23 protein-coding genes are annotated in these 23798 nt (G+C 62.7%); 17 read left to right on the top strand and 6 right to left on the bottom strand.

Going from position 1 to position 23798, the window contains the following annotated elements:
* The first annotated feature begins 4 nt into the window (after positions 1-4).
* Both FXB41_RS21355 and FXB41_RS21350 read left to right on the top strand, forming a co-directional pair.
* Positions 5-868, top strand: a complete 864-nt coding sequence (locus tag FXB41_RS21355) for an alpha/beta fold hydrolase (RefSeq protein ID WP_219683118.1) — start codon at positions 5-7, stop codon at positions 866-868.
* A 17-nt stretch (positions 869-885) separates the two neighbouring features.
* A complete protein-coding gene (locus FXB41_RS21350; RefSeq protein WP_007601250.1) occupies positions 886-1236 on the top strand; it encodes a phasin in 351 nt (116 codons plus the stop codon).
* Between the two features lie 745 nt (positions 1237-1981).
* Here FXB41_RS21350 and FXB41_RS21345 read toward each other — a convergent pair.
* On the bottom strand, positions 1982-2965 hold the full coding sequence (locus FXB41_RS21345; RefSeq protein ID WP_219683117.1) for a LysR family transcriptional regulator: 984 nt from the start codon (positions 2963-2965) through the stop codon (positions 1982-1984).
* 102 nt (positions 2966-3067) lie between these two features.
* On the opposite strand from FXB41_RS21345, the gene FXB41_RS21340 reads away from it, so the two are divergent.
* The 12 genes from FXB41_RS21340 to FXB41_RS21285 all read left to right on the top strand — a co-directional run bounded on the left by FXB41_RS21340 (position 3068) and on the right by FXB41_RS21285 (position 12389).
* Positions 3068-4012 carry a ketopantoate reductase family protein gene (locus FXB41_RS21340; protein ID WP_219683116.1) on the top strand — a complete coding sequence of 315 codons (945 nt, stop codon included), beginning with the start codon at positions 3068-3070 and terminating at the stop codon, positions 4010-4012.
* Position 4013: 1 nt separating this feature from the next.
* The gene (locus FXB41_RS21335; RefSeq protein WP_219683115.1) at positions 4014-4400 is read left to right on the top strand and encodes a VOC family protein; all 387 of its coding nucleotides are present in this window, start codon (positions 4014-4016) and stop codon (positions 4398-4400) included.
* 13 nt (positions 4401-4413) lie between these two features.
* On the top strand, positions 4414-4884 hold the full coding sequence (locus FXB41_RS21330) for a MaoC family dehydratase (protein ID WP_007601256.1): 471 nt from the start codon (positions 4414-4416) through the stop codon (positions 4882-4884).
* On the top strand, positions 4881-6107 hold the full coding sequence (locus tag FXB41_RS21325; protein ID WP_219683114.1) for a CaiB/BaiF CoA transferase family protein: 1227 nt from the start codon (positions 4881-4883) through the stop codon (positions 6105-6107). Before FXB41_RS21330 ends, FXB41_RS21325 begins: the two co-directional genes overlap by 4 nt.
* A 3-nt stretch (positions 6108-6110) precedes the next feature.
* Positions 6111-6938 carry a shikimate dehydrogenase gene (gene aroE, locus FXB41_RS21320; RefSeq protein WP_007601259.1) on the top strand — a complete coding sequence of 276 codons (828 nt, stop codon included), beginning with the start codon at positions 6111-6113 and terminating at the stop codon, positions 6936-6938.
* A gap of 15 nt (positions 6939-6953) precedes the next feature.
* Positions 6954-7808 carry a shikimate dehydrogenase gene (locus FXB41_RS21315; protein WP_219683113.1) on the top strand — a complete coding sequence of 285 codons (855 nt, stop codon included), beginning with the start codon at positions 6954-6956 and terminating at the stop codon, positions 7806-7808.
* Between the two features lie 51 nt (positions 7809-7859).
* Entirely contained in the window at positions 7860-8528 is a 669-nt protein-coding gene (locus tag FXB41_RS21310; RefSeq protein ID WP_219683112.1) for an amino acid ABC transporter permease, read from the top strand.
* A gap of 12 nt (positions 8529-8540) precedes the next feature.
* Complete coding sequence (locus tag FXB41_RS21305) at positions 8541-9197, top strand: amino acid ABC transporter permease (RefSeq protein WP_219683111.1); 657 nt, start codon at positions 8541-8543, stop codon at positions 9195-9197.
* Positions 9198-9248: 51 nt separating this feature from the next.
* Positions 9249-10076: a transporter substrate-binding domain-containing protein gene (locus FXB41_RS21300; RefSeq protein WP_219683110.1), complete on the top strand. Its 828-nt coding sequence runs from the start codon at positions 9249-9251 to the stop codon at positions 10074-10076.
* 62 nt (positions 10077-10138) lie between these two features.
* Positions 10139-10885 (top strand): amino acid ABC transporter ATP-binding protein, encoded by a 747-nt coding sequence (locus tag FXB41_RS21295; protein WP_219683109.1) that lies wholly within the window; start codon positions 10139-10141, stop codon positions 10883-10885.
* Between the two features lie 13 nt (positions 10886-10898).
* Positions 10899-11348: a type II 3-dehydroquinate dehydratase gene (gene aroQ / locus FXB41_RS21290; RefSeq protein WP_219683108.1), complete on the top strand. Its 450-nt coding sequence runs from the start codon at positions 10899-10901 to the stop codon at positions 11346-11348.
* 6 nt (positions 11349-11354) lie between these two features.
* Entirely contained in the window at positions 11355-12389 is a 1035-nt protein-coding gene (locus FXB41_RS21285) for a Gfo/Idh/MocA family protein (protein ID WP_219683107.1), read from the top strand.
* 50 nt (positions 12390-12439) lie between these two features.
* Here the strand turns inward: FXB41_RS21285 and FXB41_RS21280 are convergent, their stop codons facing one another.
* Complete coding sequence (locus FXB41_RS21280) at positions 12440-13441, bottom strand: alpha/beta hydrolase (protein ID WP_007601273.1); 1002 nt, start codon at positions 13439-13441, stop codon at positions 12440-12442.
* 15 nt (positions 13442-13456) lie between these two features.
* Positions 13457-14392: an MBL fold metallo-hydrolase gene (locus tag FXB41_RS21275; RefSeq protein WP_219683106.1), complete on the bottom strand. Its 936-nt coding sequence runs from the start codon at positions 14390-14392 to the stop codon at positions 13457-13459.
* 230 nt (positions 14393-14622) lie between these two features.
* Here FXB41_RS21275 and FXB41_RS21270 point away from each other — a divergent pair, with 230 nt between their 5' ends.
* Positions 14623-15567: a LysR family transcriptional regulator gene (locus FXB41_RS21270; protein ID WP_219683105.1), complete on the top strand. Its 945-nt coding sequence runs from the start codon at positions 14623-14625 to the stop codon at positions 15565-15567.
* Positions 15568-15648: 81 nt separating this feature from the next.
* On the opposite strand, the gene FXB41_RS21265 is transcribed toward FXB41_RS21270, so the two are convergent.
* Positions 15649-15999 carry a RidA family protein gene (locus tag FXB41_RS21265; RefSeq protein ID WP_088941402.1) on the bottom strand — a complete coding sequence of 117 codons (351 nt, stop codon included), beginning with the start codon at positions 15997-15999 and terminating at the stop codon, positions 15649-15651.
* A 325-nt stretch (positions 16000-16324) separates the two neighbouring features.
* Here FXB41_RS21265 and FXB41_RS21260 point away from each other — a divergent pair, with 325 nt between their 5' ends.
* Complete coding sequence (locus tag FXB41_RS21260; RefSeq protein WP_219683104.1) at positions 16325-18646, top strand: molybdopterin guanine dinucleotide-containing S/N-oxide reductase; 2322 nt, start codon at positions 16325-16327, stop codon at positions 18644-18646.
* 83 nt (positions 18647-18729) lie between these two features.
* Here FXB41_RS21260 and FXB41_RS21255 read toward each other — a convergent pair whose 3' ends face one another.
* Positions 18730-19713 (bottom strand): helix-turn-helix domain-containing protein, encoded by a 984-nt coding sequence (locus FXB41_RS21255; protein ID WP_219683103.1) that lies wholly within the window; start codon positions 19711-19713, stop codon positions 18730-18732.
* Between the two features lie 353 nt (positions 19714-20066).
* On the opposite strand from FXB41_RS21255, the gene FXB41_RS21250 reads away from it, so the two are divergent.
* Entirely contained in the window at positions 20067-22949 is a 2883-nt protein-coding gene (locus FXB41_RS21250; RefSeq protein ID WP_219683102.1) for an ATP-binding protein, read from the top strand.
* A 28-nt stretch (positions 22950-22977) separates the two neighbouring features.
* On the opposite strand, the gene FXB41_RS21245 is transcribed toward FXB41_RS21250, so the two are convergent.
* Positions 22978-23685 carry a hypothetical protein gene (locus FXB41_RS21245; RefSeq protein WP_219683101.1) on the bottom strand — a complete coding sequence of 236 codons (708 nt, stop codon included), beginning with the start codon at positions 23683-23685 and terminating at the stop codon, positions 22978-22980.
* Positions 23686-23798: the final 113 nt, after the last annotated feature.

Here is a 23798-nt window from a genome sequence, read left to right as displayed (position 1 = left end):
GTCCATGCCGATGGTGCAGGCGGGCGAAGTCCAGCTGGGCTGGCGAGAGTGGGGCAAAGGCGACATTACCGTCGTCTTCATCCACGGCAATCTCGCCAGCAAGGACTGGATCGAACTCGCTGCGCCGCTGTTTCCTTCTGGTCTTCGCGTCATCGGCATTGACTGGCGCGGCTGCGGCGACAGCGACCGGCCGAAACCTGCGGTTGACTACACCAACTACACGATGCAGCAGCACGCAAAGGACATGCTGGCTGCGCTCGATACCCTGGACATCAACTACTGCCATCTTGCAACGCATTCAACCGGCGGCATCATCGCGGCCCGCATGCTCCTGATGCAGCCATGGCGATTCGGGCGGGTATTTGCGCTTGATCCGGTCACGCCGCTCGGCATGGCTTTTAATGCCGACCAGATCGGGCTGTTCCGCGCCATGATGGCGAGCAAGGAGGTGACCCGGTCGGTGATGGCGACCGCGGCCTCATCGCTGTTCGTGCCGGAAAGCATGGCGCCGAATAAGGTCCCGCAATTCCGTCCAGGGGGCGCGGACATCCAGGCGCTGTTCGACCGGATCATCGAACAAACCTTCGGCGTCTCCGAAGGGATCTGGATCGGGACGCCCGTCAATCTCACGCGCGAGCGGGAGAGTCGGGAATTGGAGAGCCGCATGCCGGAGATCGGGCATTCGCACCTGGTATTGTGGGGCGAACGGGACGGCTGGATCCCTCCCGCGGATCTTCATGCGATGGCCGCGGCAATGCCGGACTGCCGCCTCGTCGTCGTGCCCGGTATCGGACATTCGATGAATCTTGAAATGCCCGCGCTCTACGCCGGCTATTTTGGTGCGTGGTTCGGGGGACTTGCGGCATAACAAGGAGGAATGACACCATGGCCGATATCAATCCATCCGCAGCGGATATCCGCACCATGCTCGCCGAGACGCTTCTTCGCCTGCGTAAGGCCAACGCGGAGTATTTCGAGCAGCTGGAAATGGGACTGAACGCCTCGAAGCTGCCGATAGCAAACCACGCCAAGGAGTTCTGCGGCTACATGCAACGCAACGTCACGGCGACGTTCGGCCTCGGCGACAAACTCATGCAGGCCAAGGACATGCAGGACGCGCTCGAGATTCAATCTGATTTTTTCCAGGCGCAAATGCGATTGCTCACCGAGCAAAGCAAAAGCATGAGCGAGTCTGCCATGAAGGCCGCGACCGAAGCGTTTGCACCAAAGAATTGAGCCACGCTCGTCGCGGACGCTGTCGCTTGCAAAGCTGGGAATTGTTTATTGAGCAACTAGGATCAATGAGTGACGTGATGAAGCCCCACCAGGCAGCTCTGCATTTGGGGTTTTCCGAGGTTCCGCCGTCTCATGACGGAAGGCCTTGCCCGTGCGCGAGCACCTACCCTGATCTAACCCCCCGTTTAGGCGGACGATCGGAGGAAATATCGCAGATTGGCGTCATGTGGGGAAAAGCGGTAGCGGCCTCCTGACTCGAACCCCCGACGCATCGCAACGCCACCGATCTGGCGCGGCGGTAAATCCGCTGGCGCGATTGCGATTCCAGCCGAACCGGATCAGCTCTTAAGTTCGTCAAGGGATCTCGACCGGCTCCAATCCTGTAGGTGGGAGTGGAATGTGGTGTGCGACGAATGCCCATTTGCGGTCGGATAAGCGCAGCAGTGCGATCCATAAGTCATTGATTGTATTTGACCCGTGGCTGACTCTTAATCAGCGGGTCCCAGGTTCGAGCCCTGGTGCGTCCACCAAATAAGAGTTCTTGCTTCCCAATACCTTCGCGAAATGGTGGCCGAGAATAGAACGGGTCTCGCGCGATATCTTTCGTGGCGGGACGGCGCACGGGCAGATCGCTGCGGGTGAAGTTTCCTTTGTCCTGTATCTCACCCCATTCGACATGGTGCGCAGAGCCGGGCGTTAAGCTTCGGTCGTAGGGCAAGTTACCCGAAAGCCGATCTCAACAAGCTCATTGCGACTGCAAATCGCGAGGCACTCGTTTCTTCGGCCGACCGGAACGATGCAGACCGCGTACTTCCTGCTGTTGAAAAAGCTCCGCGCAGAGGCCACGCAGCCATTGGCTTGCCGGGTCGTGATGGAAGCGGGCGTGCCAATATTGCTTCACCGTGAAGCCGGCAATCGGCAGCGGGCAGTTGAGCACGCGCAGTCCGTAATAGTGAGCCAGGGTTTCGCCGATGTGCCTTGGCAGGGTAGCAAGCAGGTCAGTCGTTCCGACGATTGCGGGTAGCCCCAAAAAGCCGGGCAACTCCAGCGCAACGTCGAGGACTATTTGCTGCTCCTGCAGCGCGCCCGCGAGCAACTGATGTCCAGTGCCGGAGCGAATGAGGACGTGAGCCTCACGCCTGAAATCCTTTGCCGTGATGCGGTCGCGGATCCGAGCATGTTTTGCGTTCGCGAGGCAGACCCAATCCTGCGGAAAAAGAGCCTGCTGGAAGTGTCCAGCATCGAGATCCGAGATGTAGCCGAGCGCCACATCGGCTTCACCGGATTGCAGCATGCGTGGGGTGTCGGCGCCGATCTGTGTCGCCTCGATACGAACGCCTGGGGCAACGCGGCGGACGTGGGCGAGAATGGACGGGAGCAGCGTGACGTGGCTTCCGTCCGTCATGCAGATGGCAAAACGGCGCTTTGCGGTTGTCGGATCGAAGTCGGTGCGAAGCTCGGCAAGGCGACGCAGCATTTCCAGCGCCTGCCTCGCGGTGCCGATGAGAGCCTCGGCGCGCGGCGTCGGCAGCATGCCCTTCGCTGACCGGATGAAGAGCGGATCGTCCAGTTCCGCACGCAGGCGGGCCAGCCAGATCGAGATGGTCGGCTGACTTTGGCCGAGCTTTTCGGCTGCCTTGGTGACGCTGCCAGTGGTGAACAATGCATCGAAGAGCCTGAGCAGGCGCGGGTCCAGCAGGTTGGTCTCGGTGCGATCCCGGTGCTTCATTGCGATTCACAATAATGGATATAAGAATCATAACATATATAAATATCGAGCCGCCAGCTACGATGCTTCCAACGCCGAGAATGGCGCGGGAGAAGCGTTCGGATGAGGATCTGCTTTATCGGAGCGGGAGCCTTGGGCTCGACCATCGGCGGTACGTTGGCGCGCGGCGGGGCCGAGGTCTGGCTGATCGATCCGTTCCAGGCTCATGTCGGCGCAATCAATGCCGGTGGCCTGCGAATACTCGAAGATGGCGCCGAGACCGTCGTGAAGGTCACTGCTTGCACCTCCGCGGCTCAGGTCGGCGTAGAAGCGGACCTCGTCATTGTCCTCGTCAAATCCTACCACACGCGGGATGCCATCCGTGCCGCGGCGCCGATCATCGGGCCGCGGACGGTCGTGATGTCGCTTCAGAACGGTCTTGGTCACGAGGACATCCTGTCGGAGGAGGTTGGTCGTGACCGGGTCGTGGCGGGCAAGACCTACGTCGGCGGTGTGCTGCTCGGCCCTGGTCATGTTCGTTCCGGGGTCATCGGCAAGGAGACCATCATCGGCGAGCTTGATGGGCGCTTGACAGAACGTGCGCAGCGAATCTCCGAGACCTTTAATCGCGCCGGCATTCTCACGCTGCTCAGCGACAACATCTTGGGCACGATGTGGGACAAGTTGTTCATCAACGTCGCCGGAGGAGGAATTACCGCCGTGACCGGGCTGACTTATGGCGGCCTGTATTCGCTGCCGGTTCTGGAAGATTGCGCGCTGGCCGCGATCTCGGAGAGCATCACGGTTGCGCAAGCTGCTGGCGTGAAGATCTCGATTACCGATCCGCGACGCGCCTGGACAATGGCGTCCGCTGGACTGCCGCCCGAGTTCAAGACGTCGATGCTGCAGAGTTTGCAGTCCGGCCATCTCACCGAGGTTGACTACATTCACGGCTCCGTCGTGCGTTGGGGCGCCAGGCTCAGCGTGCCGACCCCCGTCAATTCCACCCTCGTCGCGCTGGTCAAGGGCATCGAATACGCCCGCAGCGACTATCCTGGAAAGTCCTGAGATGTCATTGCCCCGCGCCTATGTCGAGCACGTCGCGATCCGTGTGCCGGACGTTGATCGTCACGTCGCCTTCTTTCGTGAGGTGCTTGGTCTCGCCATTCGCGATGAGCAACCCGCCGATGGTACGCGCCCGCGTCAGGTTTGGGTGCTCGGAAGCGTGCAACTCATCGAAGATCCGAATTTCGTCGGACCAGAGGGGCGTCTCGCCCATCTCGGCATCATGGTCGACGATTACGAGGGTGTGCTCACCCGTGCCGCCGCCTGGGGCGCCAAAGCGTTGCCCGCCGGGCCGAACTGGCTCGAGCTGCCGGGCGGGCTCAACGTCGAAATCTTGCAAGCCAGCGCAGGCGCCGTGGAAGCCGCCCTGGCGATCAATCCCCGTGCCTAGAGGAAGACGCGACATGACAGATGAGCGCTACTGGGACGATGCCAAGGTCGGCGATGAATGCGTAACCCCCTCGGTGACGGTCACCGAAGCAATGGTGAATGCCTATGCCGAACTGACGGGCGATTTCACGCCGGTCCATGTCGACGAGGAGTACGCGAAGACAACGCCGTTCGGCACCCGCGTCGCGCATGGGTTGTTTGGTCTGTCGCTCGCTGACGGATTGAAAACGCGTGCCGCCTACCGGTTCCTCCCGGGAATGTCGCTGGGCTGGACATGGGATTTCAAGCTGCCGATCAAGCTCGGGGACACCGTGCATGTGAAGTTCCGCGTTGGTTCAATGCGCGGCACAAAGAGGGATGGGTGGGGCATCGTTGTGCTGCCTTCGGAACTCATCAATCAGCGCGGCGAGGTCGTTCAGCTAGGTGAGCATCGGCTGATGATCCCGATGCGCCCGAAGACCAGCGCTGCAGGAGAGCAGGCATGACCGCGCAAGATCTGCCGCTCAAAGGCATTCGCGTCATCGACTACAGCCATTTCCTGGCCGGCCCGTTCATGGGCCGTTGCCTCGCCGCGATGGGCGCGGAGGTCATCAAGGTGGAGCGCCCAAAGGGGGGCGACGCAGGCCGGGCCCATGGATATTTCAAGGACGGACAATCCGGCTACTTCCTGCAGCAGAATATGGGGAAGCAGGGACTTTGCATCGACCTGCGCGACGAGCGTGGTCTCGACATGATGATGAAGCTGGTCGACACGGCCGATGTCTTCATCGAGAATTACCGACCCGGCGCACTCGAACGTCTCGGTCTCGGTTACAAAGCACTATCGGCGCGGAATCCGAGGCTGATCTATTGCTCGGTCTCCGCCTATGGCCATACCGGTCCCTATGCCGATCGTCCGGGCTTCGGCCTGATCGCAGAGGCGATGTCGGGTGCGCTGGCGCAACTGGGCAATCCCGGCGAACCGCCGCCGCTGCTGCGGATGCCGCTGGCCGATATGTACACTGGCATTCATGGCGTCGCTGCTATCAATGCGGCGCTGGTTGGCCGTGCGTCGTCCGGGCGCGGCCAACATATCGATCTGGCGCTGTACGATTGCATGGTCTCGATGCACGACTATGCGGTTCAGCGTTACTTCCTCTCGGGCGGCGCTGACCTGCCGAAGCAAACCGGCAGCGGACAGCCGGATTCGACCGTTTACGGCGTCTTTCCGGCCAAGGACGGCAATCTTGTCATCGCTGCGCAAGTCGATGATGCGTGGCGACGATTGGCGAGCCTGATTGGAGGAGACACGCTGGCATTGGACGAGCGTTTCGCCAAGCCCGCCGCGCGGAACGCCCATTATGCTGAAGCCATGGAGATTGTGCGCAACTGGACGCTATCGCAGCCGTCTCGAGATGCGTGTCTTGCGGCACTCGAGGAAGCAGGTGTGCCGTCCGCTCCCGTGCAGACCATCGAAGAGGTCGTGAGGGATCCGCAGATCCATGCGCGCGGCATGCTGGTCGAGCAGGAGCATCCGGTGCTCGGCAAGGTAACGCTGCCGAACCTGCCGTTCCGGTTTTCCGATTGCGACACCTCGGTGCGCACTCCGGCGCCACTGCTTGGACAGGACAATCGTCGCATTGCTGTCTCGCTGGGACTGTCGGCCGAAGCCGTCGACGCGATGGTGCGCGACGGCGTGCTCTACAACGAAGCTGCAGTGCAGGAGTGAGCGATGAGCGATCGCTATGCGGTGATTGGCAATCCGATCGGCTTCAGCAAGTCACCTTTCATCCATGGCACTTTCGCCAAAATGATGGGACAGGATCTCGTCTATGAGGCGATCGAGGGGCCCATCGATGGCTTCAGCGCACGGGTTGATCAATTCCGGACGGAGGGCGCCAAGGGGCTGAACATCACCGCCCCGTTCAAGCTCGATGCCTTCGCTTATGCAAATGAGCTCTCAGAGAGCGCCCAACGCGCAGGTGCCGCAAACTGCCTGAAGTTCGAGGGCGATCGGATCATTGCCGAGAATTTCGACGGAATCGGCCTGGCGCGTGACATCACTGCCAATCTCGGCGTCAAAATGGTTGGCCGGCGCGTCCTGATGCTCGGCGCTGGGGGAGCGGCACGTGGCGCGTTACTGCCGTTTCTGCGCCAGCAACCGTCCGAGCTGGTTCTCGTCAATCGAACGCTGTCCAAAGCCGTGGCATTGGCCGAAGAGTTTGCCGGCTGTGGTCCCCTGATCGTGAGCGGCTACGCTGAACTGGCCGACCTTGCCGAGGGCTATGACGTCGTGGTCAACGCGACTTCTGCCAGCCTGCGAGGTGAAATGCCGCCGCTTCCGAGCAATGTCTTCCAGGGCGCGGAGCTGGCGTACGAACTTGCCTATGGCAAAGGATTGACTCCCTTTCTGCAAGCGGCCCGCACTGAAGGCGTGGCCAAGTTGGCTGACGGCGTCGGCATGCTGGTCGAGCAGGCGGCGGAAGCCTTTGTCTGGTGGCGTGGCGTCCGACCGAGCACGGCCCAGATCATCGCCGAATTGACTGTCCCATTGAGCTGACGGACGACGCCGACAATGCATCCCAAACCCAGTTTTCTCGTCGGCCTGATCGGCAGCGGCATCTCGGCGTCTCGCACGCCGCCCATGCACGAAGCGGCCGCAGACGCCGCTGGCATCCGCTATCTCTACAAGAAGATCGATCTGGTCGAGTTGAACCTCGGGGTCGAAGCGTTACCGGAATTGCTCACGGCCGCAAGGCGGATGGGCTTTGACGGATTGAACGTGACCCATCCCTGTAAGCAGGCGATCCTTCCACTGTTGGACGAGCTTTCGCCCGACGCGGAGGCGCTTGGCGCTGTGAACACCGTGGTCGTCAGAAAGGGCCGGATGACCGGCCATAACACGGACTGGTTCGGCTTTGCCGAGAATTTTCGCCGCAGCATGCAAGGTGCACCACTCGGTCGTGTCGTGCAATTCGGCGCAGGCGGCGCGGGCGCGGCGGTTGCTTTCGCGCTCATGAAGCTTGGCGTGCAGGAACTGACCATCATAGACGTCGACTTGGCCAAGGCGCAGAGCGTGGTCGACGGCTTGTCCTCTCGATTTGTCAAAGGGCGCTTGAGGGTCGGCCGGGATGTCGCAGCGGCCGTGGCTGCCGCAGACGGAATTGTAAACGCGACGCCCATTGGCATGGACAAGTATCCGGGAACGCCGCTGCCGCTGGCAATGCTCTGTTCCGGTCTCTGGGTCGCTGAGATCATCTACTTCCCGCTGGAGACCGCGCTGCTGCGCGCGGCGCGTACCCTCGGCTGCCGCACGGTCGATGGTGGCGGAATGGCAATCTTCCAGGGCACCGAAGCATTCCGCCTGTTCACGGGCGTCTCGCCTGATCCAGACGTCTTCTTCGCAACTTTCGCATCCCTGGGAGGATGACATCCGGCCGATGGGCGAGCGGTACGCACAACGCCCGAGAGGAAACGCAAGATGGGCTACACGCCCGATTTCTCGGTGGTTTGGCACGCAATGCCCGCGTTGCTGTGGGGTTGCGTGGGGACGTTGGGTTTGGCGCTTGCTGGCATGACGCTCGCAATGATCATCGGCGTCGCGGGCGTCGCAGCCCGCGATGCGAAGGCGGCCTGGTTGCGCGCCATCGTGATCGGCTTCGTCGAAATCGTGCGCAACACGCCGTTCCTGGTGCAGATCTTCTTTCTGTTCTTTGCACTGCCACTCGTCGGGGTAAAGCTCAATCCGACTGCCACCGCCATTATTGCGCTCGGTGTGAACGGAGGGGCATACGCCATCGAGATCATCCGCGGCGGCGTGCAATCGATTCACAAAGGGCAAATCGAGGCCGGCTACGCGCTCGGACTGCACAAAGGGCAGGTATTCCGTTCCATCGTACTCAAGCCCGCGCTTCGCGCGATCTATCCCTCGCTCACGGGACAGTTCATCATGCTGACGCTGACCTCGTCGATCTGTTCGGCTGTGTCCGCCTATGAATTGACGTCGGTTGCGCAGCGCATCGAAAGCGACACATTCCGCAGCTTCGAGGTCTATTTCTTCGTCACTTTCCTCTACCTCGCGATCTCCTGGCTGCTGATGGCGGGCTTCGCAATCATCTCTCACCGCTTCTTCTCATATCCGACGCGCTGAGGAGCACAGATCATGACACCGCATTTCGGCCTTCCCGAGTTCGGCTTCCTCCTGCGTGGTCTGCAATGGACGGTGCTGCTGACGCTGGTTGCATTCGTCGGTGGCTGTACCGCCGGCCTGATCGTCGCACTGTTGCGCACCTGCGGTCGCACGACTGTGGAATGGATAGTCCGGATCTATATCGGAATCTTCCAGGGGACACCGCTGCTGCTGCAACTGTTCGTGGTGTACTACGGCTTGGCGCTCCTCGGATTGAAGCTGTCGGCATTCGTTGCGGTCGCGATCGGGTTCACCGTCAACGCCTCGGCTTTTCTCGGCGAGATCTGGCGCGGCGCAATCCAGGCCGTGCCTCGCGGTCAGACCGAGGCTGCAATGGCGCTCGGTCTGCATTATTCCGCGCGCATGCGCGACATCGTGCTGCCGCAAGCCATTCGCATCGCGCTGCCGGCGACCATCGGCTATCTCGTGCAGCTCATCAAGGGCACCTCGCTCGCTGCCATCGTCGGCTTCATCGAACTCGCCCGCGCCGGTCAAATCGTATCGAACCAGACCTACCAGCCGTTGCTCGTCTTCGGTGTGGTCGGCGCAATGTATTTCATCCTCTGCTGGCCACTCTCATGGTGGGGCAGTCGGGTGGAGGCCAGGCTCGCCCTGGCCGGTCAAAGGTAGGTTCGGCGCACCTACTCAATCAAACACAGCCATCACCAGGAGGAGATACTCATGTTGTTTTCGCTCAATCGTCGCCAGCTCGGCATTGCGCTGCTGACGCTCTCGGCCATCGTTGTCGCAGGCGGCTCGCAGGCGGGCACGCTGGAGGACGTGAAGAAGAAGGGCGTCGTCGTCATCGGCATTCAGGGCGATAATCCGCCCTGGGGCTATGTCGATAGCTCAGGAAAGCAGGATGGGATCGATGCCGACATGGGGCGCGCCTTCGCTGAATATCTCGGCGTGAAGGCCGAGTTCGTCCCGCTGGCGGTGGCCAACCGTATTCCGGCGCTGACCACAGGCCGCGTGGACATTCTGTTCGCGACCATGGCCATGCTGCCCGAGCGCGCGAAGGCGGTACAATATTCCAAACCGTATGTTGCCAATGAGATTACACTGGTCGCTGCCCAGGCAACTCCGATCAACAGTAATGCCGATATGGGGAAGTACGTTATCGGCGTCCCACGCTCCTCCACGCAGGACACCCAAGTCACCAATAATGCTCCTGCGGGCGCCGAAATCCGCAGGTTTGATGATGACGCGGCCACGATCCAGGCGCTGCTCTCGGGTCAGGTGCAGGCGGTCGGCGCAAACAGTTTCTACCCGCAGCGTCTGAACGCTGCAAAGCCGGAACTTGGGTTCGAGCCCAAGCTTCACTTCACCGCCTTGTACAACGGGGCCTGCACGCGCCTGGGAGAGAAGGAGTGGAACGAGACGGCGAACAAATTCATCGACCAGATCAAGTCCAATGGCAAATTGGCCGGTTTCTACGCCAAGTGGATGAAGGCGCCCGTGCCAATCTTCCCCGACTCAGTCCCCGGAGTTCCGTTCACAGTTCAATAGTCACTGCAAGCGGCCGACGCGCTGGGCGCGTTGGCCGTCGTCCGATAACGGAGGCCGAATCCATGCAGGACCAGATCCTGATCGAAATGAAGGGCGTGCAGAAATGGTACGGCGGGTACCAGGCTCTCCGCAACGTTGATCTCACTGTGCGCCGAGGTGAAAAGATCGTGCTCTGCGGTCCTTCCGGTTCGGGCAAGTCGACGCTGATACGCTGTATCAACCGCCTGGAGGCGATCCAGCAGGGCAGTATCGTGGTGAACGGTCATCGGCTGGACGACAGCATCAAGGCCATCGATGTCGTACGTCAGGACGTCGGCATGGTCTTTCAGAGCTTCAACCTTTTTCCGCATATGACGGTCTTGCAGAACTGCATGCTCGCGCCCATTCGCGCGCGCCGCATCGGCAAGACCGAAGCGGAGGCGACCGCGCGAAAATATCTCGAGCGGGTGCGCATTGGTGAGCAGGCCGAGAAGTATCCGGCTCAACTCTCGGGCGGTCAGCAGCAACGTGTCGCTATCGCGCGTGCTCTCTGCATGCAGCCCAAGGTCATGCTGTTTGATGAACCGACCTCGGCTCTCGATCCGGAAATGGTCAAGGAAGTGCTCGACACGATGATTGGCCTCGCCAACGACGGCATGACCATGATTTGCGTCACCCACGAGATGGGTTTTGCCCGCCAGGTTGCCGACCGTGTCATCTTCATGGCTGAAGGGCAGATAATCGAAGAAGGTGTGCCCGACGCGTTCTTCCGCAATCCGCAGCACGCTCGCACCAAGCAGTTCCTTGGCGAGATCCTAGCCCATCACTGAACGGAGTTTATCCATGAGTCGTCTTGTCTACGTCCTCAACGGGCCAAATCTCAATTTGCTTGGCAAGCGCCAGCCCCACATCTACGGTCACGAAACGCTTGCCGATGTGGAGCGGGATTGCCGGGCGCTGGCCGGGGAGCTTGCTCTGGAGCTACGCTTTCATCAGTCGAACAGAGAATACGAGTTGATCGATTGGGTCCACGAGGCACGCGAGACGGCTGTCGGCGTCGTGATGAATCCCGCGGCTTTCACCCATACGTCAGTCGCCATCCTGGATGCTTTGAACACGTTCGAGGGGACAGTGATCGAGGTGCACATTTCCAATGTGCACAAGCGCGAGGAATTCCGCCACCACTCGTTCGTTTCCAAACGAGCTGATGGCGTTATTGCAGGCTTCGGCACTCAGGGTTATCTGCTCGGCTTGCGTCGCGTGGCCAAGCTGCTCGATGAGAAGAAGGTATAGAATCGCATGAGTGCACCCATCCGCCTGACGGTCATGGGAGCGGGTCTCATCGGCAAGCGACATATTGAACATATTCTCGCGCGGCCGGAGGCGGTGCTGTCGTCGATCGTCGATCCGACGCCGGCAGCACGAGAGTTGGCGGTTTCGCTGAACGTGAACTGGTTTCCGTCCTTTCGGGACATGCTCTCCGAAAGTCGGCCCGACGGGGTGGTCGTCGCCACCCCCAACCAGATGCACGTGGCGAACGGCATGGATTGTATCGCTGCGGGCATCCCGGCGCTGATCGAGAAACCGTTAGCGGATGATGTCGTTGCTGCACAGGCGTTGGTCGAAGCCTCCGACCGGGCGGGCGTGCCGTTGCTAACCGGCCACCACCGCCGCCACAGCCCGATGATCCAACGCGCCAAGGCGGAGATCGATAGTGGCGGGCTCGGTCAGATCGTATCGGTGCATGGCATGTTCTGGTTGATCAAGCCGGACGATTATTTTGAAGTGTCCTGGCGCCGCGAGAAAGGAGCGGGCCCCATTTTCCTGAATCTCATCCACGATATCGACCTGTTGCGGTATCTGTGCGGCGATATCGTCGCGGTGCAGGCTGCCCAATCCAATCGGCTGCGCGGAAATGGCGTTGAAGAGACCGCGGTGGTGATCCTGCATTTCGCCTCCGGCGCGCTGGGAACGGTCAATGTCTCCGATACCATCCAGTCGCCTTGGAGCTGGGAATTCACCGCCGGTGAGAACCCAGCCTACAGTCGTACGCAGGAGGCGTGTTACCAGATCGGCGGCACGCGGGCATCGCTGGCTATTCCGCAACTCGATTTATGGCATCATCCGAGCAAGGCCAGTTGGTGGGCGCCGATTGAGCGCGAGCAGCTAAGATATGAGAAGGAAGACCCGCTTGGCCTGCAGATCGCAAATTTCTGTGGTGTTATCTGCGGCACGGCCACGCCTGTGGTGAGTGGGCACGAAGGGCTAAAAACGCTCAGGGTGATCGACGCGGTCAAGCGCGCAGCGGAAACCGGAGATCTCGTGTCGGTTTGATTCGGGCGAGGCACCTGTGTTCTCGCGGCGGGATCCGCGCGAAGATCGCGCTAGTCATGCTCATACTGTTCCGAGAGAAACTGGTTGATCGCGTCGAACGCCTGCAACCGGTTCTTCTCCAGCAGAACCATGTGCGTGCCTTCGCCGATCTCGACCCATCGCCGATATCGCGCCTGTTTCAGTGAGAGGAAGAGGTCCTGTGCCGAGCCGATGGGCACGTCGCGGTCCCATTCGGCGTGGACCAGAAACACCGGCACGCGAATCTCGCTGGGCTCGTAAAGGGCCTTGCCGGCGGCCCAGTACTCGCGGATGTCCAGGATCGGGCCGTTCACGGCACGCATGAGCGGACGAGCTCCTGCGCTGGCCTGTGGGTCTGTTGCGAGCGAGATGTCCGCCCAGAGTTCGAACCCACCTTCCGGGATGAGACTTGATCGCGCTGCTTCCGGTGCTGCCGAAAGCCAGCGCTCCCTGAAGTCCAGAACAGGGACGTGGCGATAGGCCCCGAGGCGGCCGCCCGCATCGATCGGAGCCGGGCCCTTCAGCAACCACAGTGGCGCGACGAGCGCCAGCTTTACGATCTTATCGTTATTGCTTACCGTGTAGGCACCGGCCACAGAGCCGCCCCAGGACATCGCGACCAGATTGAGCCGCGTGATGTTGCGCTGCTTCAGGATGTATTGGACTGCGCTGGCGAGGTCACGCACGCCGACTTCCGTGCGCACAATCGGCTCAGAATCCTCCGGCGGCGCGTCCATTTGGGGCGGACGCGTCGATCCGCCATAGCCGCGCACGTCGAGTGCAAAGACGTCGTAGCCGTGCCCGGCGAGATAATCCATGAAGGAGATGCCATCGAGCGGCACATCGAACAGGCTTTCCGACGAATAGGTCGCGCCGTGCATCATCAGGATGGTTCGCTCGGCGGAAAACGTCTTGAGCGCCGCTGTTCGCTTGTTGCGCAAGTGAAGCGAGATGCCGGCCGTGTCGCTCGGGATCATGAGATCCTCGACCACGATGTCGGATCCGTCTGCCTGCGCGTAAGTTTGCTGGTCCATGATCGGTCTCCTTTATCAGACGAATTGCCAGGCGAAGCGATCGCCGCGGCAGTCGATGCGCCCGACGGACGATTGTGCGAAATGGGTGGTGAAGACGGTTGCGCCAAGCTCGGCTGCGTCCTCGAGGACGGCGGCGCGAGAGCGCGAGGCGGCCTCAGGGAATTCGCAGAAGCAGGAATTGAGCGAAGGCTCATACACCTGCAGTGGATGGTGCATCACGTCGCCGGCAAAAAGCGCCTGCTCGCCGCGGGATACGAGACGGATCGACGCGTGATCGATGCTGTGGCCGGGAGTCGGGATGAAAGAGATGCCCTCAAGGAGCTCGTCGCCATTCACTGCGATGAGCTTGGCAAGGCCGGCCTCGATCACCGGCCGCACACTGTCGTCATAGACGCGGTCGGCCGGCTTGCGCGCCGCCGGGCCGAGCGCCGGGTCGGGGCGGGCTGCCCCTGTGGGCTCCGTGCCCGCCGCGAGGCTCTCGCCATAGGCCTGCTCGATCCCGGAGAAGACGTAGGTTGCGTTCGGGAATGTCGGAATCCAGCGACCGTTGACCAGGCGCGTGTTCCAGCCGACGTGGTCGGCATGGACATGCGTGAGCAGAACGTAATCCACCTGTTCCGGGGTGACGCCGGCCGCCGCCAGCCGCGCCAGGAAAGGTTCGTTCAGACGATGGAGCGGCGGGATGTCGGGCCGGTTCTTGTCGTTGCCGGTCGCCGTGTCGATCAGGATCGTGTGGTGCGGGGTTTTGACCAGCCAGCTGTGGATGCTCTGAATGAAGGTGCCGGTCGCAGGATCGAACGAGCCCGCCTCCAGCCGATCGCGATGGCGCTCCAGCGCATCCGGCTCGGCGTCAGGATAGAGGGCCTCGAACTTGAACGCGGCAAGCCGCAACTCATCAATCCGCGTGACGGCTGCATCGCCAACGCGATAGGTTTTCGTCGCTTGCGTCATCAAGGTCCTCCTCCAGGTCGTGGCTGAGCCGGCCTGATTGCCAGCGCCGCGGTGACCGGGAAGTACGAAGCGCACCACGCCGCCGGGAGGGCCGTGGGCTCGATAGGTCCCATCGACGACGTCGATATCGAAAGGCGGTCAGCCCAGCTTTTCAGACCGCCATTTTGGCTCTACCTCTCTCATCGCGGCTCGTTCGGCCGCGATCATGTGCTTTGAACGGAGGAGGACCGATGCCGGATGCGGAACACGGTCCAGGTCGGCTGGCCGACGACACCGATCTCGCCGAGATCGACCTCGGCCTATTGCTCGCCCTGGAGGCTCTGCTGCGCGAGCGGAACGTCACGCGCGCGGCGTCGCGCCTGAACATCGGTCAGCCCGCGCTATCGGCTCGATTGAACCGGCTGCGACAGGTCTTTGCCGACCCCTTGTTCGTGCCCGCGGCGGCGGGCCGCGGCGTGGTGCCGACGACGAGAGCGGTGGAGCTGCAGGCGGATCTGGCAGACGTGCTCGGCAAGCTCCGTCGCATGGTCGAGGGACCGGCAGTATTCGACCCGGTCCACAGCCAGCGCACCTTTGTCGTTGCCATCCACGAGAATCCAGCCGTGACGCTGGCGCCCGGATTCGTCGCGCGGTTGACCTCCACGGCCGCACGGGCGCGGCTAGCCTTCGTCCATCCGACGCGCGACGTTGTCGATCGGCTTGAACGGGGCGAGATCGACATTCTGGTGACGGGGGCTGATGGGGCACACGGCGATCTGATGCAGCGCCCGCTTTTCGAGGACAGCTTCCTCTCCGCGCAGCGCAAAGGTCACCCGCGCGGCCACGGGCCGCTTGATCTCGATGGTTTTTGCGCGCTCGACCATCTGTTGATCTCCGCCGACGGTGGCGGCTTTTCTGGTCTGGTCGACGACGCACTCGCCGGGCTAGGCCGTTCCCGACGCGTCGCCGTCTCGATTCAAACCTATGCGCTGGCGCCGGTCATCCTTGCCCACAGCGACTGCATCTGCACCCTTCCGCGACGTTTTCTGATGCGATTTTCCCACGAGCTCGATCTTACATCGCCGCCGCTCGATCTGCCGCCGGCGCGCATCGTTGCGCTGTGGCATCCGCGCAATCAGGAGGACGGAGCTCATGCTTGGTTACGTGAGTGCCTGTACCAAGCGGCCGCCTCCTGATTCGACTTGCCTCAACCGCACCACGTCGCGCATCTAGGCTTGATGATCGTCGGGACCTCTCGATCAGCGGATTCCGTGCCACTATTGTCGAGCGGCGATGGCCGTGATCTCGAGTTTGACGCCAGGACCGAGATCGGCCACGCCGATTGCCGCGCGCGCCGGCAGATGAGCCTCTGCAAAATGCGCCTTCCAGGCCGCATTGAACTCTGCCTTTTCCTTGAGGCTCGCCATGTAGATGGTCACCTGCAAGACGTTGCTCAGATCGGATCCGAGGGTCTTGAGTAACTGCGCCAACTGCCCGAGGACGTCGTTGGCCTGGCCCGACATATCGAGGCTCGTGTCCTCGGGGACGATTCCACCGATGTAAAGCACGCCATTGTGCTCGACCACTTCGTGGAGCAGACCTTCGTAGGGCAATTCGCGCTTGATCATGACGGGACCGATGTTGTGTGTGACGGGCGGCATATCGCACATTTCAATGTCAGTGTCGTTGCAAGAGATCTCGCGCCAAGTCTTGCCGGAAAACGGACCGCACGGCCCTGAATGCAGACGGCTAAGACGTTGAAAATAAAAGCACAAACTGGTCGAAAAATCGCCGCCGGTCGTCCCTGCGAACGTTCGCCAATCTGTCTTTGCACGAGCGCCCGGCATTTTCGCCGGCCCTGACCCGACGACATCGAAGCGCGGATCGCTATACTGCGACCCGGGTTATCGGTGCGGCCGGGACAGTGCCGCGACCGGAACAAGGAATGCGACGATGGACGATACGATTGGCTTCCCCGACCCCGGCCTCGACCTGTCCGACGGCTTCAAGCCGCACACCTCGCATTGGGGCGTGTTCTCGGCACGTCAAGGCGAGGCCGGGCTCGAGGTCAGGGCCTATGCGGGCGATCCCGATCCGAACGGCATCATCGATAATTTTCCCGGCGCGCTGCGCCATCAGGCGCGCATCACCCAACCTGCGATCCGCCGCGGCTGGCTCGAACGCGGTCCCGGTCCGGACGATCGCCGCGGCCGCGACGAATTCGTCTCCGTCAGCTGGGAGAAGGCGCTCGATCTGCTCGGCGACGAGCTGGCACGCATCCGTGACACGCGCGGCCCCGGCGCCGTGTTCGGCGGCTCCTATGGCTGGTCCAGCGCGGGCCGCTTCCATCACGCCCAGAGCCAGGTGCACCGCTTCCTCAACATCGCGTTGGGCGGCTATGTGCGCTCGGTGAACTCCTATTCCTCCGGCGCGTCCTCGGTGCTGCTGCCGCAGATCCTCTGCGGCTACGAGGACATCACCAAGCGCAACGTCACCTGGGAGCAGATCGCGGCCGATACCGACATCGTGCTGGCGTTCGGCGGCATGGCGCTGAAGAACTCGATGGTCGCAGGCGGCTCGATCAGCAAGCATGTCGAGCGCGGCGCGATGGAAGCTGCGCGCCGCCGCGGCTGCGAGTTCGTCCTGGTCAGCCCACTGCGCGAAGACCTGCCCGTCGAGGCCGGCGCCGAATGGATGACGTGCGTGCCCGGCACCGACACCGCGCTGATGCTCGGCATCGTTCATACGCTGGTCGCGGAAAACCTGCACGACCAGGCTTTCCTCGATCGCTACACCGAGGGATGGCCCGTCTTCCTGCGCTATCTCACAGGCGAGAGCGACGGCCAACCCAAGCACGCCGAATGGGCCGCCGCGATCTGCGGCGTCGACGCAAATACGATCCGCACACTTGCGCGCCGGCTCGCCGGCAAGCGTGCGCTCATTACTGTCTCCCATTCGCTCCAGCGCGCCGAGCATGGCGAGCAGCCGGTGTGGATAGGCATGGTGCTGGCGGCAGCGCTCGGCCAGATCGGCCTCTCCGGCGGCGGCTACGCCTATTCGTTGGGGGCGATCGGCTATTACGGCCGCCGCGTCAACGACGTGCCGGGGCCGACATTGGGGCAGGGCCGCAACGCCGTCCGCGATTTCATTCCGGTGGCGCGCATCGCCGATATGCTGCTCAATCCCGGCAGCACCTATCGCTACAACGGCGAGACGCGCACCTATCCGGATATCCGCCTGGTCTACTGGGCCGGCGGCAATCCCTTCCATCACCACCAGGACATCAACCGCCTGCGCAAGGCGTTTGCGAAAGTCGACACGCTGGTCGTGCACGAGCTCGCATGGACCGCCACGGCCCGGCATGCCGACATCGTGCTGCCCTCGACGATGACGCTCGAACGCGAAGACATCGGCTATTCCAGCAACGATCCCCTCATGGTCGCCATGCACCGGATCGCCGAGCCGTTCGGCCTTGCGCGCGACGACTACGAGATCTTTGCCGATCTCGCCGACCGTCTCGGCGCGCGCGAACCCTTCACCGAGGGGCGGACGTCACGGCAGTGGCTGGAACATCTTTATGAGCCGACCCGCGCCTCGCTCGAAGCGCGCGGTTTGGAGGCGCCGAGCTTCGAAGAGTTCTGGCGGCGCGGCAGCCTGGTCGTGCCGCAGCAGCCTGACGACGGCGGCCGGCTGCGCCGCTTCCGCGACGATCCCGTCAATCACGCTTTGCCGACGCCGAGCGGTCGCATCGAGATATTCTCCGCCAAGATCGCAGGTCATGGCGATGCGGATTGTCCGGGCCATCCGGTCTGGCTGGAGAAGTCCGACATGCCCAAGCCGGGGGCGCCGTGTTTTCTGGTCGCCAACCAGCCGGTGACGCGTCTGCATAGCCAGCTCGATTTCGGTGGACATTCGCTCGCCGCCAAGCATCGCGGCCGCGAGGTCGCGCGCATGAACCCAGGGGACGCTGACGCGCGCGGGATCAAGGACGGCGACATCATCCGGCTGTTCAACGCGCGCGGTGCCTGTCTTGCCGCGGTCCACGTCACCGACGGTATCGCGCCCGGCGTGGTCCAGCTCCCGACCGGCGCCTGGTACGACCCGATGGACCCCGAAGACGACGCGCCGCTCTGCGTGCACGGCAATCCGAACGTGCTGACCCGCGACGTCGGCACCTCGTCCTTTGCGCAGGGCTGCACCGGCCAGCTCACGACAGTCGAGGTCGAGAAGTTCACCGGCAATCTGCCGCCGATCCGGGCTTTCGATCCGGTGTAGAAAAAAAGGGGCCGTCCTGTGTGGGGGCAGGGACAGCCCCGAGTGGCTCGCAGGCCCGGGAGGATGAGGGCGCGAGCGGATGCTTACGCGGCTGCGCGGATCCAGTCCCTCTCCGTCAAAGGATGACGCGGCGGGAGTGCTTGCACCTCTCGCCGTTCGCCCTTGCTGGCGAGGCGCCAGCGTGCCGGGGATTGATCGCTGATGCGCTTGAAGACGGTCGAAAAATGCGCCTGCGTGCTGAAGCCGACCGCAAGCGCAATCTCCGCCAGCGGCCGTTCGGTGGTGGCCAGCAGCGTCTTGGCGTGCTCGATCCGGTGATTGAGCAGATATTCTCGGGGCCGGTAACCGGTCGCGGCGCGGAATTGCGCCGCAAAGTGCATTCTGGACAGGCCGGCGACATTGGCGAGTTCGGACAGGCTAATGCAGCGGTGGAAATGATCGGCGACATATTGCTCGACCCGCCGCAGCCGCCATTTCGGCAAGGCATTGACCCTGGCGCGTGGCAATTCCAGACGTGCGAGATGCATCGCAAGGGTCTGGCCGATGCAGCGCGTGAACTCGTGGTCCGCGGCGTCGCCAAGTTCGATCAGCGCCTTGGCAAGCTCGGCTGCGAGCGGATCGCGCAACAGGACGAGGTCATTCAATCCCTCGGTCCCGGAAAATTGTGCCGGAAATTGATCCGCGGAGATGTAAAAGTGCAAGAAGGCGCATGGCGACTGGAATTGCACGGCGAGGGGCTTCGACGGCGCGGTGAGATACAGTGTGCCCGCGGGCATGGTCCCGTCGAAAATGACCTGGCGATCCCGGGTCAGTTTCGCGCGCGTGGTCTTGAGGGCGATGCCGACGAAATAGCGATCCTCAGGGGTCGTCGCTTCGTGCGATGAGGTGCTCCGCGGGTCTTCCCATCGCGAGATCGCGATGTCCTTGGCGGCCACCCCCGCGCGCGGATCGACCTGACGCCATTGACGCTCGCGAATGATCGCTTGTGTTGCCTGAGGTATCTCGCAATCCCCCGAGGCGCCCGGAAATTCAATCCAGGCATCACTTGCCTGCAAATTGGTCAACATCGTTCGTCCTCTCCGGGCGTTCTCCGCTGTTTGCAACCAGCAAACGCGCAAAGCCCTGCTTTCCATGTTGAGAGGATAGGCGTGAGCTGACCTGCAAGCTCGTTAGTGGTGATTAGGATGTGTTAGTTTTTGTGGGAGCGCATCAGGTGCGGCATCCCGTCTCAGGAAGCGTCCTTTTTGTACAATTTATCAGATATTTGCGCATCCCCGGCCCGACATAGGAGAGCGCCGGACATCGCGTGGAGATCGACGCGGCGGCGTAAGTTCCGTGGTTTGCCCTCGCTGGACCTCGCACTGGCGCGGGGTATAGTCGCGCCGCATTTCGATGGAGCGGCCGTCAGGATGAGTCAGAAGTGACCGAGCTCTCGGCAGGACATGGCCCCCGCAGCAGCGACGCCGCGGCGATCCCAGATTTCGATGCCGTCGCGTTCGGGCCATTTTCGCTTCGGTCGCGGCTGCTGGAGAGGGATGGCTTGCCGGTCAGGCTCGGCAGCCGCGCGACGGATATTTTGCGCCTGCTGGTCAGTCGCGCCGGCGAAGTGGTCCCGAAGGACGAAATTCTCGGCTATGCGTGGTCCGGACTTTCCGTCGAGGAGGTCAGCCTGCGCGTCCATGTCGCGGAGCTGCGCAAGGTGCTCGGCGACGGAAAGGATGGTGCCCGCTACATCACCAACATCCCGGGCCGGGGCTATTGCTTTGTCGCCCCCGTGCGGCGTGGCGAACGCGCGGAGCTGGCTGCGCCGCCGTCGCGTGCGCCTGGAAGGACTGCGCCGCCACCTTCGCTGCCGCGCCGATTGGACCGGATGGTCGGGCGGGAGGACGCTGTGGCCGAGTTGGCGGCCCGCTTGCTCCGCGATCGCTTCGTCACGTTGCGAGGGCCGGGCGGCATCGGTAAGACCACTGTTGCGACCGCGCTCGCGCATGAGATGTGCGATAGCTTCGACGGCAATGTCCATTTTCTCGAATTCGGTCCGCTCAAGGACGCGGCCCTGGTCGCGAGCACGGTTGCCGCCGCCTTGGGCCTCGTCGTGCACCATGATGATCCCTCGGCCAGCATCGTCAATTTCCTGCGGGGCCGCCGGCTGCTTCTCGTGCTCGACAGCTGCGAGCACGTCATCGAGGAGGTCGCGCGGCTTGCAGAAAACATCTACCGGGAGGCGCCCGGCATCGTCATCCTCGCAACCAGCCGCGAGTCGCTGCTGGTGGAAGGCGAGCAGATTTTCGAGCTCGTTTCGCTTCCTGGTCCGCCGCAGGGCACCCGCCTCAGCGCCGGCGAGGTGCTGGCTTATCCCGCTGTGCGCCTGTTCGTCGATCGCGCCGTCGCGGCCGGGCATCGCGACGACATCACCGACGAGGATGCCGAAGTCCTGGCCCGGATTTGCGGCAAGCTCGACGGCATCGCACTGGCGATCGAGCTGGCTGCCGCACGCGTCGGTCTCTATGGACTGCGCGAGATGGCGGCACTGCTCGACAATCGGTTGCAGCTCGAATGGCGCGGGCGGCGAACGGCGCCGCCGCGGCAGCAGACGCTCGGTGCGACGCTCGACTGGAGTTTCGGTCTGATCGGCGAGAGCGAGCGGATCGTATTTCAGCGCCTTGCCGTCTTCGCAGGTCACTTCACGTTGAAGGGTGTGATAGCGGTCGCGGCCGGGGCAGAGATGCCGGAGGATCGCGCCGTCGAGGCCCTGGAGCAACTCGTGGTGAAGTCGCTGATTTCCACCCAGCCGGACGGCGCATCGCGGCGCTATCGCCTGCTCGACGCAACGCGCGCCTATGCCCTGCAGAAACTGGCCGATGGCGGACAGCTGGCCGAGATCGCGCGCCGTCACGCTCTCTATGTCCAATGCACGCTCGAAGCGGGCATGAAGGATGAGGGCAGCAATCATGCCTCACGTTTGCAGGAACGCGCGAGCCTGCTCGCCGATGCCCGCGCTGCGCTGCAATGGGCTTATGCCAACGACGAGGGCGCCGGCTTGCGCGTGCCGCTCGCCGGCAGCTGCACAAGGCTCTTCGTCGAACTCAATTTGCTCAACGAGGCGCGCATCTGGTCCGATCGCGCCCTCGCAATGCTCGACGAGGCCGACCGGGGCGGCGCATGGGAGCTCGAACTTCAGTCGACGCTCGGTCACGCCTTGATGTTCACCGAGCGCAACAGCGAGCAGGCGGAAGCGGCGCTCAGGCGCGGGCTGGAAATAGCGGAAGCGCTTTCCGATCACGCCAACACATTCAGGTTGTTGTCCCGGCTCAACATGTTCTACCGCCGGACCGGTCGCTATCGGCATCTGGTGCCGACTGCGCTTCACGCCGAGCGGATTGCCCGCGTCATCGGCGATACCGCGGGGATCGCCGGGAGCAAAGCGCTGCTCGGCGTGTCATATCACCTCGCCGGAGACCAGGCCGCGGCGCAAGCCCATCTCGACCAGGGCCTGCGCGACGACGCTGCGCTCCGCGGGACCCAACCCGGGCATTTCGCCTATTCACGCACACCGCAGATTCCGCTTGCGCGCGTGCTATGGCTGCGCGGCTTTCCCGATCGTGCGCTTGAATGCATCCGGCCGCTAGTCGGCGCTTCAGCGCCGCATGACGTGGTCATGCATTGTATCGCATTATGCTGGTCCGCCTCGGTGTTCGGCTGGCTCGGCGACTGGTTGTCAGTTGAGGCCATGACCGATCGCCTGGCCGCGCATGCGAGCATGCACGGACTCGTGCCCTACGAAGCCGTCGCGACGGGTTTTCGGGCACAGAGCATGATCGCTCGGGGCGAGGTGGCCGGCGGCGTCGACCTGATGCGGAGTGCGCTTCCACGCCTGCATGCCGATCGCTACGAACTCTATGCCTCGGCGTTCGCCGCGGATCTGTCTCGGGGCCTGGTCAGCTTGGGACAATTGACGCAAGGCATTCAGGTTCTTCACGAAACCATTCTGCGGGTCGAGCACGAAGGCGGCGCCTTCGACATGCCCGAGCTGCTCCGTCTGCGGGGAGAGCTGGAGGCCCATGGCGGCAATCCCGACGCGGCCGAGGCGGATCTTGTCGCCTCGATCTCGCTCGCCGAACAGCAGGGCGCGTTATCCTGGCGGCTGCGAGCCGAGATGTCGCTGGCGAGCCTTCGAATCCGGCAGCGTGTGCAAATTCCGCTCGAACAGCTCGCTCGAACCTATGCCCGGTTCACTGAGGGGTTCGAGACCGCCGATCTCAGGGCAGCGCGGCGCATGTTGAACGAGCCGGCGGCCCGGTGAAGTCGAAGCGAATTTTTTGCGCGGGCCGCTACTCGAAGACGGCGTCAAAGATCTCGACGTCCATCAGTACGGGCTTGGCGACCACTGTTCCGTCGGGCCGCAGCGTCTGCGCGCGTCGGAGCGTCGGCACCACGATGCCGCCGAAGCTGTCATGGGCCCAGGAGTAGTGCGCGACCTTCATCCCGAACAGATCGTGATCGGTCCGACGTTGCAACGCGTTATCGTCGAAATAGAAGATCTGCTCGGGCGCGAGCGTGATCAGGCCCGGAGGGAACTGCGCCCGCAACCGCCGCCATGACTCGTTGTTCTCCTGCCACGGTGGCAGCTCCTCCACCACCACGTCGGGATGGGCGAGCAGGAATGGATTGGTCAGATAATTCCAGATCGCGACGCCGCAGAAGAAGACGAGATGCAGTTCGTCCGCCAGCGTAGGCGAACCGGCCTCGGTGAACGCAACGCTTGGATTGCGCCAAGTCCTGAGGACCTCACCCTCGAGGCTTTCGATCGTGATCGCGTCCGGCTGAAACGAGCCGGAATGTTCCCCTCCGGTGATGCCGGTGAAGCGGACCGACTGCGTGCGGGTCGAGCCCTCCGCCGTCACGTCCTTGAATTCGCTGGCATGTCCGGTGCTGGAGAACAGCGTTCCGGCAACGGAGAGGTGAAGCGTGAACCGGCTCAAGCTATTCCAGCGGGCCATTCCGCCGCTGGCATCAATTACATCGTCAAGAAGCGCCATGTCCCGCCATATCCACCGTGAAGTGCCAGCACCATGGCGGGGCGGATGCGGCTTGGCGTGTTAGAAGTTGTTAGGAGTTGCGAGCGCGCAGCATGGCAGTATCTCATTGAAGA

Origin of the sequence: Bradyrhizobium canariense, assembly GCF_019402665.1 — a bacterium.
GTDB lineage: Bacteria > Pseudomonadota > Alphaproteobacteria > Rhizobiales > Xanthobacteraceae > Bradyrhizobium > Bradyrhizobium canariense.
The sequence above is the reverse complement of the archived record's forward strand: the minus strand, read 5'-3'. Positions and strand labels throughout refer to the sequence as shown.

Excerpts from the sequence above, each read along its gene's own strand:
- FXB41_RS21355 (WP_219683118.1), top strand. The coding sequence starts at position 5 with ATGCCGATGGTGCAGGCGGGCGAAGTCCAGCTGGGCTGGCGAGAGTGG.
- FXB41_RS21350 (WP_007601250.1), top strand. The coding sequence starts at position 886 with ATGGCCGATATCAATCCATCCGCAGCGGATATCCGCACCATGCTCGCC.
- FXB41_RS21345 (WP_219683117.1), bottom strand. The coding sequence starts at position 2,965 with ATGAAGCACCGGGATCGCACCGAGACCAACCTGCTGGACCCGCGCCTG.
- FXB41_RS21340 (WP_219683116.1), top strand. The coding sequence starts at position 3,068 with ATGAGGATCTGCTTTATCGGAGCGGGAGCCTTGGGCTCGACCATCGGC.
- FXB41_RS21335 (WP_219683115.1), top strand. The coding sequence starts at position 4,014 with ATGTCATTGCCCCGCGCCTATGTCGAGCACGTCGCGATCCGTGTGCCG.
- FXB41_RS21330 (WP_007601256.1), top strand. The coding sequence starts at position 4,414 with ATGACAGATGAGCGCTACTGGGACGATGCCAAGGTCGGCGATGAATGC.
- FXB41_RS21325 (WP_219683114.1), top strand. The coding sequence starts at position 4,881 with ATGACCGCGCAAGATCTGCCGCTCAAAGGCATTCGCGTCATCGACTAC.
- aroE (WP_007601259.1), top strand. The coding sequence starts at position 6,111 with ATGAGCGATCGCTATGCGGTGATTGGCAATCCGATCGGCTTCAGCAAG.
- FXB41_RS21315 (WP_219683113.1), top strand. The coding sequence starts at position 6,954 with ATGCATCCCAAACCCAGTTTTCTCGTCGGCCTGATCGGCAGCGGCATC.
- FXB41_RS21310 (WP_219683112.1), top strand. The coding sequence starts at position 7,860 with ATGGGCTACACGCCCGATTTCTCGGTGGTTTGGCACGCAATGCCCGCG.
- FXB41_RS21305 (WP_219683111.1), top strand. The coding sequence starts at position 8,541 with ATGACACCGCATTTCGGCCTTCCCGAGTTCGGCTTCCTCCTGCGTGGT.
- FXB41_RS21300 (WP_219683110.1), top strand. The coding sequence starts at position 9,249 with ATGTTGTTTTCGCTCAATCGTCGCCAGCTCGGCATTGCGCTGCTGACG.
- FXB41_RS21295 (WP_219683109.1), top strand. The coding sequence starts at position 10,139 with ATGCAGGACCAGATCCTGATCGAAATGAAGGGCGTGCAGAAATGGTAC.
- aroQ (WP_219683108.1), top strand. The coding sequence starts at position 10,899 with ATGAGTCGTCTTGTCTACGTCCTCAACGGGCCAAATCTCAATTTGCTT.
- FXB41_RS21285 (WP_219683107.1), top strand. The coding sequence starts at position 11,355 with ATGAGTGCACCCATCCGCCTGACGGTCATGGGAGCGGGTCTCATCGGC.
- FXB41_RS21280 (WP_007601273.1), bottom strand. The coding sequence starts at position 13,441 with ATGGACCAGCAAACTTACGCGCAGGCAGACGGATCCGACATCGTGGTC.
- FXB41_RS21275 (WP_219683106.1), bottom strand. The coding sequence starts at position 14,392 with ATGACGCAAGCGACGAAAACCTATCGCGTTGGCGATGCAGCCGTCACG.
- FXB41_RS21270 (WP_219683105.1), top strand. The coding sequence starts at position 14,623 with ATGCCGGATGCGGAACACGGTCCAGGTCGGCTGGCCGACGACACCGAT.
- FXB41_RS21265 (WP_088941402.1), bottom strand. The coding sequence starts at position 15,999 with ATGATCAAGCGCGAATTGCCCTACGAAGGTCTGCTCCACGAAGTGGTC.
- FXB41_RS21260 (WP_219683104.1), top strand. The coding sequence starts at position 16,325 with ATGGACGATACGATTGGCTTCCCCGACCCCGGCCTCGACCTGTCCGAC.
- FXB41_RS21255 (WP_219683103.1), bottom strand. The coding sequence starts at position 19,713 with ATGTTGACCAATTTGCAGGCAAGTGATGCCTGGATTGAATTTCCGGGC.
- FXB41_RS21245 (WP_219683101.1), bottom strand. The coding sequence starts at position 23,685 with ATGGCGCTTCTTGACGATGTAATTGATGCCAGCGGCGGAATGGCCCGC.